At 67.8% G+C, this 14,875-nt stretch carries 14 protein-coding genes; 4 read left to right on the top strand and 10 right to left on the bottom strand.

Annotation, left to right across the window (positions count from 1 at the left end; translation table 11 throughout):
• Positions 1-142: 142 nt before the first annotated feature.
• The 3 genes from GONAM_RS00070 to GONAM_RS00060 all read right to left on the bottom strand — a co-directional run bounded on the left by GONAM_RS00070 (position 143) and on the right by GONAM_RS00060 (position 5,576).
• Positions 143-2,662: an FHA domain-containing protein gene (locus GONAM_RS00070; RefSeq protein WP_006864719.1), complete on the bottom strand. Its 2,520-nt coding sequence runs from the start codon at positions 2,660-2,662 to the stop codon at positions 143-145.
• Between the two features lie 114 nt (positions 2,663-2,776).
• Entirely contained in the window at positions 2,777-4,564 is a 1,788-nt protein-coding gene (arc, locus tag GONAM_RS00065; protein WP_006864718.1) for a proteasome ATPase, read from the bottom strand.
• A 181-nt stretch (positions 4,565-4,745) separates the two neighbouring features.
• The gene (locus tag GONAM_RS00060) at positions 4,746-5,576 is read right to left on the bottom strand and encodes a tRNA (adenine-N1)-methyltransferase (RefSeq protein WP_006864717.1); all 831 of its coding nucleotides are present in this window, start codon (positions 5,574-5,576) and stop codon (positions 4,746-4,748) included.
• Between the two features lie 163 nt (positions 5,577-5,739).
• On the opposite strand from GONAM_RS00060, the gene GONAM_RS00055 reads away from it, so the two are divergent.
• Both GONAM_RS00055 and GONAM_RS00050 read left to right on the top strand, forming a co-directional pair.
• Complete coding sequence (locus tag GONAM_RS00055; RefSeq protein ID WP_006864716.1) at positions 5,740-6,621, top strand: RecB family exonuclease; 882 nt, start codon at positions 5,740-5,742, stop codon at positions 6,619-6,621.
• A 48-nt stretch (positions 6,622-6,669) separates the two neighbouring features.
• Positions 6,670-7,530, top strand: a complete 861-nt coding sequence (locus GONAM_RS00050; RefSeq protein WP_006864715.1) for a thioesterase family protein — start codon at positions 6,670-6,672, stop codon at positions 7,528-7,530.
• 127 nt (positions 7,531-7,657) lie between these two features.
• Here the strand turns inward: GONAM_RS00050 and hisG are convergent, their stop codons facing one another.
• From hisG to GONAM_RS00025, 5 genes are all read right to left on the bottom strand, one after another.
• Complete coding sequence (gene hisG, locus GONAM_RS00045; RefSeq protein ID WP_006864714.1) at positions 7,658-8,503, bottom strand: ATP phosphoribosyltransferase; 846 nt, start codon at positions 8,501-8,503, stop codon at positions 7,658-7,660.
• 71 nt (positions 8,504-8,574) lie between these two features.
• A complete protein-coding gene (locus tag GONAM_RS00040; RefSeq protein ID WP_006437957.1) occupies positions 8,575-8,838 on the bottom strand; it encodes a phosphoribosyl-ATP diphosphatase in 264 nt (87 codons plus the stop codon).
• Entirely contained in the window at positions 8,835-9,506 is a 672-nt protein-coding gene (locus GONAM_RS00035; RefSeq protein WP_040534844.1) for an HAD family hydrolase, read from the bottom strand. The genes GONAM_RS00040 and GONAM_RS00035 overlap by 4 nt, the downstream gene beginning before the upstream one ends.
• Positions 9,507-9,556: 50 nt before the next feature.
• Positions 9,557-10,351, bottom strand: coding sequence for a helix-turn-helix transcriptional regulator (locus GONAM_RS00030; protein ID WP_006864712.1), 795 nt, complete (start codon positions 10,349-10,351; stop codon positions 9,557-9,559).
• 4 nt (positions 10,352-10,355) lie between these two features.
• Positions 10,356-10,823 (bottom strand): CinA family protein, encoded by a 468-nt coding sequence (locus GONAM_RS00025; RefSeq protein WP_006864711.1) that lies wholly within the window; start codon positions 10,821-10,823, stop codon positions 10,356-10,358.
• A gap of 145 nt (positions 10,824-10,968) precedes the next feature.
• Here GONAM_RS00025 and GONAM_RS00020 point away from each other — a divergent pair, with 145 nt between their 5' ends.
• A complete protein-coding gene (locus GONAM_RS00020) occupies positions 10,969-11,769 on the top strand; it encodes an alpha/beta fold hydrolase (RefSeq protein WP_040534821.1) in 801 nt (266 codons plus the stop codon).
• A 9-nt stretch (positions 11,770-11,778) separates the two neighbouring features.
• Here GONAM_RS00020 and GONAM_RS00015 read toward each other — a convergent pair whose 3' ends face one another.
• Together GONAM_RS00015 and GONAM_RS00010 are read right to left on the bottom strand one after the other, a co-directional pair.
• A complete protein-coding gene (locus tag GONAM_RS00015) occupies positions 11,779-13,254 on the bottom strand; it encodes an MFS transporter (RefSeq protein WP_006864709.1) in 1,476 nt (491 codons plus the stop codon).
• On the bottom strand, positions 13,251-13,703 hold the full coding sequence (locus GONAM_RS00010) for a MarR family winged helix-turn-helix transcriptional regulator (RefSeq protein WP_006864708.1): 453 nt from the start codon (positions 13,701-13,703) through the stop codon (positions 13,251-13,253). Before GONAM_RS00010 ends, GONAM_RS00015 begins: the two co-directional genes overlap by 4 nt.
• Before the next feature lie 84 nt (positions 13,704-13,787).
• On the opposite strand from GONAM_RS00010, the gene GONAM_RS00005 reads away from it, so the two are divergent.
• Positions 13,788-14,711, top strand: coding sequence for a manganese-dependent inorganic pyrophosphatase (locus GONAM_RS00005; protein ID WP_006864707.1), 924 nt, complete (start codon positions 13,788-13,790; stop codon positions 14,709-14,711).
• Positions 14,712-14,875 lie beyond the last annotated feature (164 nt).

Here is a 14,875-nt window from a genome sequence, read left to right as displayed (position 1 = left end):
TCTGCCCGTCGAGTTGGCGTCTGCAGGTCACCAGGCCTTCGTGGCTCGTCGCTTGCGCTCCTCGCACCTCAGGCAGCGAGAGGGCGGCGGCACACCCAGACAGCGGAGGGTCGGGCACCTGAGACAGCGAGAGGGTCGCGCCTCAGCGCTTCTTCAACCGCAACCGTGAGTAGGTGAACGCGAGCAAGAGGATGCTGATGAAGGCGAGCACGGCGTAGGCGATGGCGCTGTGGGCGATCGATGTCTCCCACAACGTGATCCGCTGGGGTGCGGCGACGTTGATGTTGTAGAGGTCGACGCTGCCGGCGGCGGTGACGTAGCCCCAGAACGACGGGAAGATCCACGACAGCTGCTGCAGGCCGGCACCGTCGAGCTTGAACAGGCCGCCGCAGAAGACGAGCTGCACCATCACCACGATGACCAGCGGCGGCATCACCTGTTCGTTGGACTTCACCGCCGACGAGATCGCGAGTCCGACAAGGGTGCTCACGCAGGCGAGCACGGCGACGGCGAACAGCAGGGCCAGTGGCGGCGGCAGGATCGGGCCGCCGAAGTCGGGCAGGCCCCGACCGGCGAAGGTGATGCCGACCATGATGATCGTCTGCAGGATCGCGGCGATGAAGAAGACCACGATCTTCGCGAACAGGTAAGCGCCGGGACGCAATCCGACGGCTCTCTCCCGTTCGAAGATGTCGCGTTCTCCGACGAGGTCGCGGACCGTCAGGGCCGCACCCATGAACGCCGCACCGACGACGAGAACCACCAGGATCTGGATCGCCTCCGCGCCGTCCTTGGGTGGCGGCGCATTCGGGATCACCTCGAGCCGGGCGAAACCGCTCGACCCCGGGATGACCAGCGTCAGCAGCCCGAGGACCACCGGCAGCAGCACCAGGAACACCAGGTAGCCGATGTCGGCGAAGATGAGCCGTACCTGGCGTCGGGCGATGGTCGACGCCTGTCTGGTGAAGCTGGTGTGCGGCACCGGGATCGGCGGGCCTGGAGGACGTTGCGGCGGAGGCGGATTGGGTGCGCGTCGATGCCGTTCGAGGTAGCGCGTGTGCGCGGCGTCGGGCTGGTCGGCGACGTAGGCGAAGATCTCCGCCCAGTCCGAGGTCCCCATCTCGTGCTCGACCTGCGCGGGCGCACCGCAGAACGACGTCTTGCCGCCCGGGGCGAGCAGCAGCACCTGGTCGCACATCGACAGGTACGTCAGTGAATGGGTGACCACGAGGACGACGCGGCCGGCGTCGGCGAGGCGTCGCAGGGTCGCCATGACCTGGCGGTCGAGTGCAGGGTCGAGACCCGAGGTCGGCTCGTCGAGGATCAGCAGCGACGGACCGGTGAGCAGCTCCATCGCCACCGACGCGCGTTTCTGCTGTCCGCCGGAGAGCTTCTCGACACGGGTGTCGACGTGTTCGGTCAGTTGTAGCTCGCTGAGGACGCCGTCGATGACCCGATCGCGGTCCTCCTTCGACAGGTCGGGTGGGAGTCGCAACTCGGCCGCGTAGCGCAGCGCCTGCCTCAGCGTGAGTTTGTGGTGGAGCACGTCCTTCTGCGGGACCATGCCGATACGGGTGCGGAGTGCGTCGTACTCCGCGTGGACATTGCGACTCTCGAAGGTGACCAGACCACTCGTCGGCGAGTTCAGGCCCGCGGCGATCTTCGACACGGTCGATTTGCCTGCACCGGACGGGCCGATCACTGCAGTGAGCGTGCCGGGACTCGCGCTGAAGTCGACGTCGGCGAGGAGTCGCTTCCCGCCGTCGACGACGAGGCTGACCCCGTGCACGTGGAGGCCGTCGGCGACCGCCGCACTCTCCTGGCCGCGCATGAGGGTGCCGCCGGACACCACGAAGTCGCTGTTGCCGATCGTGACCACGTCGCCGTCGGACAGTGGTGCGTTGTCCACGCGCCGGCCGTTGACGAAGGTGCCGTTGACGCTCCCGAGGTCGTCGATGACCAGCACGCCGCCGCGGCTCGACACCTGCGCATGGTGGCGGGAGGCCAGGACGTCGCTGACGACGATGTCGTTGTCCGGGGTGCGGCCGATGCGCTGCACGCCGCGCAGCGAGATCGACTCGCGCTCGGGCGGACTCGGCGCCCCGGGGAGCCGATAGACGGCGGAGACGTTCTGTTTGAGCGCCTGCAGATGCGGGGCGTTGCGCAGCTCGGCGGGCATGGGTTCCGGCGCACCGGGTCGAGAGGGGCCACCCGGGGTTCGCGACGGGATACGGCCCGACGGCGGCATGTTGGGTCCGGGATGACCGGGGCCGGCGAACCCCGCCGACCGTGGTCCCGGCGGGAACGGACCCGGCCGGGCCGGCGGGGACGGTATCCGGCCGCTGAGCGGCGGCGGGTACGCGGTCGGATCGATCACCAGGTCGACGATCGGACCGGTGCTCACGTCGCCGAGCCGGACCTGCGTCGGGCCGGCGATCATCAACTCGGCCATGCGCCGGCCGCCGGCGAAAAAGCCGTTGGTGCTACCGATGTCGACGAGGTACCACGCGGTGCCGCGCCACTCGATGGCAAGATGCCGACGCGACACCATCGGATGATTGATCACGATGTCGTTGTCGGGTTCCCGGCCCAGGGTGATGCGCGGGGATTCGCCCAGCGGATGAGGCGCCCCACCGTCGACGATCACCCGACCGCGAGCCATCGATGTACTGTTCATCGCCGCCAACTTTAGTGCTTGACGACTGTTTTCATGCCGTTCTGTACAGCAGACGACCGACCCCCTGGGGAGTCGGTCGTCTGCCGGGTGAGGCGCGTGTTACAGGTACTGACCGGTGTTCGTCTCGGTGTCGATGGCGCGGCTCGCCCCGGAGGACTTGCCGGTGACCAGCGTGCGGATGTAGACGATCCGCTCGCCCTTCTTGCCCGAGATGCGAGCCCAGTCGTCCGGGTTGGTGGTGTTGGGCAGATCTTCGTTCTCCGCGAACTCGTCGAGGATCGAATCGAAGAGGTGCTGCACACGCAGACCCGGGGCACCGGTGTCGAGCTGCGACTTGATCGCGTACTTCTTCGCACGGTCGACGACGTTCTGGATCATCGCGCCCGAGTTGAAGTCCTTGAAGTACATGATCTCCTTGTCGCCGTTGGCGTAGGTGACCTCGAGGAACCGGTTGTCCTCGCTCTCGGCGTACATCCGCTCGACGACCTTCTCGATCATCGCCTTGATGCAAGCCGAGCGATCGCCGCCGAACTCGCCGATGTCGTCGGCGTGGATCGGCAGTTCCTCGGTGAGGTACTTCGAGAAGATGTCGATCGCCGACTCGGCGTCGGGGCGCTCGATCTTGATCTTCACGTCGAGGCGGCCGGGACGCAGGATCGCGGGGTCGATCATGTCCTCGCGGTTGGACGCACCGATCACGATGACGTTCTCGAGGCCTTCGACACCGTCGATCTCGCTGAGCAGCTGCGGGACGACCGTGGTCTCGACGTCGGAGGAGACACCGGATCCGCGGGTGCGGAAGATCGAGTCCATCTCGTCGAAGAACACGATGACCGGGGTGCCCTCGGACGCCTTCTCGCGGGCGCGCTGGAAGATCAGCCGGATGTGACGCTCGGTCTCACCGACGAACTTGTTCAACAGCTCGGGGCCCTTGATGTTCAGGAAGTAGGACTTGGCCTCCTTCGCATCGTCGCCACGGGCCAGCGCGATCTTCTTCGCCAGCGAATTGGCGACGGCCTTGGCGATGAGCGTCTTGCCACAACCGGGCGGACCGTAGAGCAGCACGCCCTTCGGCGGCCGCAGCTGGTAGTCGCGGAACAGGTCCTTGTGCAGGAACGGCAGCTCGACGGCGTCGCGGATCTGCTCGATCTGCCGACCCAGACCACCGATGTCCTCGTACCCGACATCGGGCACCTCTTCGAGGACGAGGTCCTCGACCTCGGCCTTGGGCACCCGCTCGAAGGCGAATCCGGCTTTGGTGTCGATGAGCAACGAGTCGCCCGGACGCAGCTTGCGGCGCTTGCCGTCCTCCGCGTCGACCTCGCCCAGCAACGGCTCGGCCAGCCACACGACGCGCTCCTCGTCGGCGTGGCCGACGACCAGCGCCCGCCTGCCGTCCCCGAGAACCTCGCGCAGCGTGCTGATCTCGCCGACCGTGTCGAACTCGCAGGCCTCGACGATGGTCAGGGCCTCGTTCAGACGCAGCGTCTGACCCTTGGTGAGGGTTTCGGTGTCGATGTTCGGCGAACAGGTGAGCCGCATCTTGCGGCCGGAGGTGAACACGTCGACGGTCGCGTCGGGGTACACGTCGAGCAGGACCCCGTATCCGCTCGGCGGCTGACCGAGACGGTCGACCTCCTCGCGCAGGGCGACGAGTTGCTGACGCGCCTCCTTGAGGGTGTCGAGCAGCTTCGCGTTGCGTGCCGTGAGGCTGTCGACGCGTTCCTGGAGGCTCTCGTTGTCTGCCTGACGTCCGAACGACGGGCGTTCGGAACCACTCCGCGCAAGAGGCGGGGTGTAGGCAGGGGTGAAGCCCTCTTCGGGTGCACTCGCGCTCTCGGGGACCGCGCGGTCCCCGGTGGCGTCATGGCGGTCAGATTCGGTCATTGCTGACTCCTCTCCCCGGCAATCACCCGATCCCTCGATCGGAATGCTCGCGCCGTATCCCTACGCTACCGGCACGGACGCAGAATCGCCCTTCACCCGCCAAATGGCGGTGTTGACGGTGTGTTAAATGTGCGCCTTCGCAACGGAATCGCGATCTTGCGGCCGCTGAGACCGGCCGAACTCACCCCTTCGTGGGCCGACGCTGCGGACGCAACGTGGTGGTGCCGTCGGCGAGTCGGCGGGCGGTGATGAGAAACGCGGTGTGGCCTTGCATTTTGTGCTCGGGACGAACGGCCAGACCGACCGCCGACCACTCGCGGAGCAGCGTCTCCCAGGCGCGGGGTTCGGTCCAGCACTCCTGCTCGCGCAACGCCTCGATGACGCGCGAGAGCTGGGTGACGGTCGCCACATAAATGGTCAGGACTCCGCCTGGTTTCAACACGGTGCGCACGACGTCGAGGGGTTCCCACGGTGCGAGCATGTCGAGGATGACGCGGTCGAAGCGCTCGTCCTGGTCGACGTTCGCGAGGTCGTCGACGACGATGTTCCAGTTGTCCGGGCGGTTGCCGAAGAAGGTCTCGACGTTGCGGATCGCGTGCTCGGCGTGGTCCTCGCGGATCTCGAAGGAGTTCACCTCGCCCTCGCTGCCGACGGCGCGCAGCAGCGAACAGGTCAGCGCACCGGAGCCGGCACCGGCCTCCAGGACGCGGGCACCCGGGAAGATGTCGCCCTCGAGGACGATCTGCGCGGCATCCTTGGGGTAGATGACCTGCGCGCCGCGCGGCATCGAGAGCACGTAGTCGACGAGCAGCGGCCGCAGCGCGAGGTACTGGGTGCCGCTGGTGGCCGAGACGACGCTGCCCTCGGGCGAGCCGATGAGGTCGTCGTGCGAGATGGCGCCGCGGTGGGTATGGAACTGCTTGCCCTCTTCGAGGAGCACCGTGAACTTTCGGCCCTTGGCATCGGTCAGTTGAACCCGGTCGCCGACGGCGAACGGTCCGGTGGTGGGCACTGGGTGCTTCCTCTCGTGAACGGGGCGGAGCCGACACCTCCGCGCTGGGCGGATCGGTGGTGGTCGGGAGTCCGGTGGGCCGTGAGGACGATACCCGACCGCAGGTGGGTGTCGGACCGGCAGAGTGTCGGGGCCGGGGCCTAGTCTGCGAGATGTGAGCACGATGACCGGCACCGACGACCCCTCCACCAGCGCGGCCCCCGCGCCGGAGCCACCCCCGTCGGAGGGGGCGCGCGGGATCGTCGGACGCCCCCTGGCCCTGTCGCCGTCGCGCGCGGCGGACTTCAAACAGTGCCCGCTGCTGTACCGGTTCCGCGCCATCGACCGCTTCCCGGAGACCCCGACCGCCGCGCAGACCCGTGGCACCGTCGTCCATGCGGCACTCGAGAACCTCTTCGACATGCCCGCCGAGCTCCGGACCCAGGACTCGGCGGAACTGCTCGTCGAGGGCGCTTGGGCGGCGCTGTGCGAGGAGGATCCGCAGCTCGCCCGGGTGATCGGCGAGGGCGGTCAGGCGGCGTTCATCGCCGGCGCCCACAAGCTCATCGCGACGTACTACACGATGGAGAACCCCACCGCCTTCGACGCCGACGCGGTGGAGGAACACGTCGAGATCGAGGCCGACGACATGCTGATGCGCGGCTTCATCGACCGCATCGACGTCGCACCGACCGGTGAGATCCGCGTCGTCGACTACAAGACCGGGCGCTCCCCCGGCGAGGCCTACGAGGCCAAGGCGCTGTTCCAGATGAAGTTCTATGCGCTGGCGATCCTGCGCACGCGTGGCGTCGTGCCGGCTCGGCTGCAGCTCATGTACCTGTCCGACGGCCAGCAGCTGATCTACCACCCCGACCACGACGAGCTCCTCCGCTTCGAGCGGACGCTGCGCGCGATCTGGCAGGCCATCCGCACGGCCGTCGCATCCGGGGATTTCCGGCCGCGGAAGTCCCGGATGTGCCGGTTCTGCGAACACCAGTCGCGGTGCCCGGAGTTCGGCGGCGAGATCCCGCCCTACCCTGGTCCGCCGCCCGGATTCGTGTCCTGACGCACACCCACGGACGCCCGATTATGTAGACGCACATAGGCTGGGTATGTGGAGAGTTCGTACTACGTACCCGTCGACGCCCCGGCGTCAGACGGCACCAGCCCGGCCGGCGACCCGTCGGCGCGATATGAGTACTTCCGGCCGACCGACGCCACCCTGAGCGTGTGGTCGCCGACCATGCAGCACGGTGGTCCGCCGTCGGCGCTGATGATGCGCTCACTGTTGCGCTGCGATCCCGATCCGACGCAGCACTTCACCCGCGTGACGACCGAGATCCTCGGCCCGATCGGATTGGGCGTCAACCGGATTCACGCTCGCGTGACCCGTCCGGGCCGGCAGATCAGTCTCGTCGAGACCGAACTCGAGGTGCAACAGGCCGACGGCTCGTTCCGCACGGCCGCGAAGTCGGTGGGCTGGCGCATCCGCGGCGCGGACACCAGTGAGATCGCCAACGGTCCCGCTCCCCTGACCCCGCTGCCCGACGAGCTGCCGAGCCAGATCGGGTTCCCCGACGACAGCGGCGAGGCCGTGGACTGGGGAACGCTCGGGTTCATCGGCACCGTCGAGTCGGCACGCACCGAGGGCCGCTACGGCGAGACACCGGCAGTGTGGCTGCGCGCGGTCCTCCCACTGATCGAGGGTGAGAAGACCTCGGACCTCGAGGCGATGTTCATCGTCATCGACGTCGCCAACGGAGTCGGTACGCGACTGCGTCCGGACCGCTGGTCCTGGATGAACACCGACACCACCGTGCATCTGACGCGGGTGCCGAGCGGACCGTGGGTCGGCATCGACGCCAACATGGTCGCCGGACCCGACGGTTTCGGCGCGACCCTCGGCGACCTGTACGACACCTCGGGCTACATCGGCCGGTCGGCGCAGACGGTGTTGCTCAACGCCGTGGGCTAGTCGCAAACCCACGAAGGCCTGGCGAGTTCGCTCACCAGGCCTTCGTGGCTCGTCGCTTGCGCTCCTCGCACCTCAGGCATCGGACCAGGGTGCGTAGCGCTCTTTCGGATCAGGCGGCAAGGGTGGGTCAGAACCGGCAGGACCGGATGTCGGTGGCGAGGATCGCCTTCGCGCCCAGCTCGGAGAGCTCGTCCATCAGGTTCTGGTGGTCCTTGCGCGGAACCATGGCACGGACGGCGACCCAGTCGGGATCGGCCATCGGGGCGACCGTCGGGGATTCGAGTCCCGGGGTGATCGCCGATGCCTGGTCGAGCAGGTTCTTCGGGCAGTCGTAGTCGATCATCACGTACTGCTGGCCGAAGACGACGCCCTGGACGCGGGCGATGAACTGCTTCTCGGCCTTGGTCAGTTCGGCGTCGCGTCGGGAGATGAGGACGGCCTCGGAGTCGCACAGTGACTCGCCGAAGGCGGCGAGTCCGTGCTGGCGAAGCGTTCGACCGGAGCCGACGACGTCGGCGATGGCGTCGGCCACCCCGAGCTGGATCGAGATCTCGACCGCGCCGTCGAGCCGGATGATGTCGGCGGTGATGCCGCGGCCGGCGAGGTCGTCGCGAACCAGGTTCGGGTACGACGTGGCGACCCGCTTGCCGGCGAGGTCGGCGACGGTCCACTCCTGGTCGGCGGGGGCCGCGTAGCGGAAGGTCGACGATCCGAAGCCCATCGCGAGCTGTTCGTGGACCTGTGCGCCGGAGTCGCGGGCAAGGTCGCGGCCGGTGATGCCGAGGTCGAGGCGCCCCGACCCGACGTAGATGGCGATGTCCTTGGGACGCAGGAAGAAGAACTCGACGTCGTTGCCGTTGTCGAGAACCGTCAGGTCCTTGGAGTCACTTCGTTTGCGGTAGCCCGCCTCGGCGAGGATGGCCGACGCGGATTCGGAGAGCGCACCCTTGTTGGGTACGGCCACTCGCAGCATCTCGATGTCCTTTTCGTGGGGTTGCGCTCAGCTGAGCAGGAGGTGGTGGTCTGCGGTGCCGGGTCGTCCGGTCACAGATGTCGGTACACGTCCTCGAGCTTCAGGCCCCGCTTGATCATCATCACCTGCAGCCAGTAGACGAGCTGGGAGATCTCCTCGCCCAGCGATTCGTCGGACTCGTGCTCGGCGGCGAGCCACACCTCACCGGCTTCCTCGATGATCTTCTTGCCCAGGGTGTGCACACCCGAGTCGAGCGCGGCGACCGTGCCCGACCCCTCGGGGCGGTTCTCGGCCTTGTCGCTGAGTTCGGCGAACAGCTCCTCGAATGTCTTCACGATTCCTCATTTTGGCATGTCGCGATATGCGCGAGACCGCCGGTCCATGCCTCGGTGACGTCGTCGAGTCCCAATCCGACGAGAGACTGCCGGAACACCCGCAGCGGACCGCGCTCCACCGGTGCCGCCGATTCGACGACGAGGGTGGGACATCCGGCCGACGACGCGGCCTGCGCACCGGTCGGGGAATCCTCCACCGCCAGGCATTCGGCGGTCGAGAAACCGAGCAGTTCGGCGGCGCGTAGATAAGGGTCGGGTGCGGGTTTGCCGACGGCGACCTCGTCGCCGCAGACCGTGGCGGCGAAGCGGTCGCGGCCGATGGTCTCGAGTGCGACCTCGGTCAGTTCCCGGACCGTGTTGGTGACCAGCACCATCGGGATACCGGCGTCGGCGACGAGTTCGAGGGCCTCGCGGGCACCGGGACGCCATGGCAGGTCCTCGGCGAACAGTTCGTTGACCCGGTCGACGGTCCAGCGGCCATCCGCGACGGGATCGCGCTCGTCGGCCGACAGCCCGGCGGCGTCGTGCACCTTGGCGAGCGCGTCGGGCAGGGAGTTGCCGAGCGTCGATTCGCGGAGTTCGCGGGTCATGACGATCCCGTGCCGGGTGGCCAGATCGGCCATCGCGATGTCCCAGATCGGCTCGGAGTCGAGCAGGGTGCCGTCCATGTCCCAGAGAACGGCGGCGGGCAGTCGGGAGGCAGGATCAGCGGTGTCGGTCACCCCTGCATCATCGCAACCCACCGTTCCGTCGGCTCATCGGCCGGGTAGAACATCTCGATCGTCAACTCCTCGAGCGTGACGTCGCGGGGGGATCCGAAGGTGGTCAAGGTGCTGAAGAAGGACAGGACCTCGTCGCCGAGTTCGAGTTCGAACGGCACCAGCAGCGAACCCACCTCGCGCGACCTGCCCGACACCGGTCCGCCGTTCAAACCGGACACGGTGGGATACGACGACACCTCGCGTTCGAGTGCGGCGAGTCGTCCGTCACCGGTGATGCGCACCATCCGCCGGAGCAGGTCGAGCAGGTAGGACGCCCACTCGTCGAGGTTGTGCGTCATCTTCGCGAAGCCGTCGGGGTGCAGCGACACCCGGAACAGGTTGACCGGTCTGGCCTGGAGCTCGTCCGGGAGCAGGGACAACAGCCGCATCGCGGTGTCGTTGGCCAGCACGACGTTCCACGCGCGGTCGAGGGCCATCCCGATGTTCGGGTTGTGCGCGTCGAGCAACCTCTTCACCTCGCCGCGGACGCGGGTCATGGTCTCCGAGTCGAGGGGCTCCTCGCTGTAACGAGGTGCGTGACCGGCCGCGAGGAGCAGCGAATTGCGTTCTCGCAGAGGGATGTCGAGACGTTCGGCCAGCGCGTGCAGCAGCGCCGGACTCGGGCGCGACTTGCCGGTCTCGACGAAGCTCAGGTGCTTCGGCGAAACACCTACCTCGTACGCGAGATCCAGCTGACTGATGGACCGGCGAGACCGCCACTGCTGCAGCAGGGTTCCCACCTCGACGGTCATGCGGTCATCGTAGACAGCTCTCGATCAGTTCGAGTGAGTACGCGATGGTCTGGGCAAGAACGTCTTCGGGCTCGCCGTCGAACTCCTTGCGGGTCGCCGAGACCTTGCCACGATGGTCGAGTCCGAACCAGACGGTTCCCGGTGCGGCCTCATCGGGTTCGGGTCCGGCCTCGCCGGTGACCGCGACGACTATCTCGGCGTCGAAGAGTCGAGCGGTGGTCGCCGCCATGGCACGTGCGGCGGTCTCGCTGACGACAGGCCCCTCGGGCACCTCGAGCAGGCCGAACTTCACATCCTCGTGGTAGGCGATGACGCCGCCGCGGAACCAGTCACCGGCCTGCGGAGCCTTGCTCAACTCGCTCGCCAGATTGCCGCCGGTCAGCGACTCCGCCACCGCGACATGCACTCCCTGCTCCACGATCGCGTCGGCCAGACGCGCACAGGTGTCGGAGAAATCGGTCACGTCGGACATCGGTCACTTGCCTCTCGGTCGGTGTGGGGTTCACAGCAGCACCCGGGACCGTATCCGGAACGGTCCCGCCTCAAACCACTCCCTGGTCAAACCACTACCTCGAAGGTAGTGGTGCCCGCGCCGGCATGCGGCCACTCTTGCATTCATGACCCAGACCAGCACAGACCGGCCCACCACCGTCCTGATATCCCCTGCCATGGCCGTGCCGGCGCGTGTCTACCGACGGCTCGCAGAGGCATTGACCGGATACGGCCTCGAGGTGCGCGTCGTCCCGCGCCGCGGCGTCGAAGAGGGTTCGACGCGGCCTTCACGTACCGCGGATTGGTCCTACGAGGACGAGGCCGCCGATCTCGCCGATGCGATCGCCGCCGCTCGTGCCGAGATCCCGGGCACGCGGGTCGTGGTGGTCGGACACAGCCTCGGCGCGCAACTGGTCGCGATGGTGGCGCAGACGTCCGATCACGCGCCCGACGGCATCGTCGCGATCGGTGCGTCGGTACCGGCGTTCCGGCACTACGGCGCACGTGGCGTGGCTCTCGGCGCGATCGGCGCGGCCGTCGCTCCGGTGTCGGGCATCGTCGGCCACTGGCCCCGACAGGGTTTCGGCGGGCCGACGCCCCGCACGCTGATGAGGCAGTGGGCGCAGATGGTCCTGACCGGACGGGCGCCGTTCGCGCTCGACCGGTCCATCACCATGCCGACTCTGGCGATCCGGCTCGACGGCGACGAGATCGTGACCGACGGTGCGGCAGCGGCATTCGACGCCGCCTTCGCACCAGAGTCGATCACCCATTGGCGCTACGACGACGCGCAATGCCCGGAGGGTGGGAACACCACGCACATCGGATGGGTGCGCACGCCCGACCCCGTCGCGCAGCGGATCACGGAGTGGTGGGACGTGCACACGACGGTCGCGCCGGCGGTCACCGAGTCCGGGACGGCTTGACAGGGACGGTCAGGGCACCCAGGTCCCCGACGTGGCCTCGATCCGCTCACGGGTGCGAGCAGCCGTTCCGCGTGCCCACGCCCCGGTCGAGACGAACGCGAGGACGAGTACCGCAGCGCCGCACAGCGCCATGCTGATCCACACCGGGCGGGCGGCCGCGGCGAGCCCGTCGGCGACCGACCCGTCGATTCCGGCGAAGGCCACCGCCCCGAACACCGCGACCCCGAGTGCGGTGCCGACCTGACGGCCCGTCGAGGCCATCGCCGACGCCAAGCCCGCTTGCGTGCGGGGCATCCCGGACACCGCCCCGTTGGTGATCGGTGCGTTGAGGAAACCGAAACCCAGCCCGAAGACGAGGTAGGCGGCGCCGACGTAGACGAGGGAGGTGTCGTTGCCGAGGCCGGTGAGCAGCAAAGCTCCCGCCACCATCCCGACTCCCCCGATCACCATCGGCGTCCGGGCTCCCCGATCGCCCACGAGCCGACCGGCGACGGGCGCACAGACCACGGACGCGGCCGCCATCGGCAAGGTCATGAGTCCCGCGGTCAGCGGCGACATCCCGCGCACCTCCTGCAGGTACAGGGTGTTGAGGAAGAGGAAACCACCGGTGGCGGCGAAGGCGATGACCGCACACGCCACCGAGCTCGAGAACGGCGCACTCCGGAAGAACCGCGGGTCGAGAAGCGGCTCCTCGCGGCGACTCTCGTAGGCGATCATCGCGACGAGCGCGCACGCCGAGACGGCGAAACACGCGAGCACACCCGGCGACGTCCACCCCTGTGGACGCCCCTCGATGATCGCGAAGGTGAGGGTCGCGAGGAGGGTCAGGATCAGCACCTGTCCGACCGGATCCGCGCGACGGGCATGCTCGGCCCTGGACTCCGGGACGAAACGCATCGTCAGCCCGAGGGCGAACAGGCAGACCGGGACGTTGAGCCAGAAGATCGCCTCCCACCCGATGCCGGAGACGAGCGCTCCGCCGACGACCGGCCCGAATGCCAGGCTCATACCGAACGCGGTGCCCCACAGGCCGATCGCCTGGGCGCGTTCCCGCGGGTCCACGAAGACGTTGGTGACGATCGACAACGCGACCGGGTTGAGCATCGCCCCGCCGACAGCCTGCAGCATGCGCGCGCCGATCAGGGCCTCCGGCGTGGGCGCGAGCGAACACAGCACCGAGGCGACGCCGAAGGTCACCAGGCCGATCTGGAAGATCCGCTTGCGGCCGAAGCGATCTCCGAGCGATCCGCCGAAGATCAGCAGGCTCGCGATCACCAGCGCATACGAGTCCAGAACCCACTGCAGTTGCGCCGGCGTCGCGCCCAGGTCCGAACTGATGGACGGCAGAGCCACATTCACCGCCGAGACGTCGAGACCGACGATGAAGAGGCTCAGGCAGCAGGTGGCGAGGATGACGAGCCGGTCCCGCCGGGTCAGGGTCCCGTCGGCCGACCGTGCGCGCAGCGCCGCGCGTGCGGCGTTCACGACTCGACCGCCGCGCGGAGGAGATCGAGCAGTTCGGCGAGCTGCCCGAGCTGTACCTCGTCGAGGGCGGCGAACATCTCCGGTGCGGTGGCGGGGTTCGCGGTCACCTCGTCCACCACCCGGCGTCCCGTGTCGGTGATGGTCACGCGTTTACATCGCCCGTCGTCGGCGTCGGCCTCCCTGGTCACGAGTCCACGGTCGACGAGGTCGTTGACGATGCCGCTCATCGCCGATGCGTCCACGCCCATGCGCTCCGCGAGGTCGCGTTGCGTCATCGGTCGTACCGCCACTCGACGAAGCGCGCGGAACCTACTGAAGGGAATGTCGATGACCTCGCTGATGCGGGTGCGGGATTCCCTGGCCTGGTCGCGCACGAGGCTGTTCATGGTGAACCACACCTCGGTGGCGGTCTGCGAGCGCGGGCCCGCGCCGACATCGGTTGTAGACATACAACGATTGTAGATTTACAACTGTTCTCTCGGGCAGTCGCCGTAGGCTGGGTTTCAGCATCGTCGAGCGAAAGCTGAGTCGCCATGTCGAAGGTCCTCGTCATCGGACACCGCAACCCCGACACGGACGCGATCGGTTCCGCGATCGGACTCGCTCGTCTCGAACAGGCCCTCCGCGTCGACGCCGAGGCCGTCGCACTCGGCAAGCCCGGTCGCGAGACGGCCTTCGCCCTCGACCACTTCGGACTCCCGGCGCCGCGCGTCATCGAGCACGCGAGCCCCCACGACGTGATGCTCGTGGACCACAACGAACGCCAGCAGAGTGTCGCCGACATCGCCGACGTGACCGTCCGCAAGGTGATCGACCACCACCGCATCGCGAACTTCGAGACCGCCGCGCCGCTGTACATGCGAGTCGAGCCGGTGGGCTGCACGTGTTCGATCCTGACGCGCATGTATGCGGAGAGCGAGGTCGAGATCCCCGCCGACACCGCCGGGATCATGTTGTCGGCGATCATCTCCGACACCCTCCTGCTGAACTCCCCCACGACCACCGACTCCGACCGCATCGCCGCGGAGGAACTCGCAACCATCGCGGGCGTCGACCTCGAGGACTACGGGAACCAATTACTGCGTGCCGGAACAGAACTCGGCGACCAGCCGGCGTCGTCGATCATCGGACTCGACGCCAAGACCTTCACGATGGGCTCGGTGAGCGTGCGTGTCGCGCAGCTGACCACCGTCGACGCCGATGCCGTCCTCGTTCGCCGCGACGAGTTCTTCGAGGCCATGGCCACGGAGAAGGAGACCGCCGGCCACGACCTGTTCCTCCTGCTGATCACCGATGTGATCGCCTGCGACTCCGACCTTCTGGTGGTCGGCGAACCCGTGGACGCCGTCGAACGCGCACTCGGGGTCACGGTTGCCGACAGGCACGCCTTCGGCAAGGGCATCGTGTCGCGGAAGAAGCAGATCGTGCCGCAATTGACGGAGCAGCTGGCTGGTTGAGTCCGTCCGAGCGCCAGCCCGGACGGATAGCCGCGATACCATGCCGCACCGACAATTTCGGGGATCGATTGGGTTTCGATACTCGTTGCACAGCAACGGAATTGCGAGTACTATCGAACATATATTCGACCAATGTCTCCCGGGGGGGTGACCGTCTTGACCGA

The organism is Gordonia namibiensis NBRC 108229 (assembly GCF_000298235.1).
Classification (GTDB): domain Bacteria; phylum Actinomycetota; class Actinomycetes; order Mycobacteriales; family Mycobacteriaceae; genus Gordonia; species Gordonia namibiensis.
Note: the sequence above shows the minus strand (reverse complement) of the source record. Positions and strands in the feature narration are given on the sequence as shown.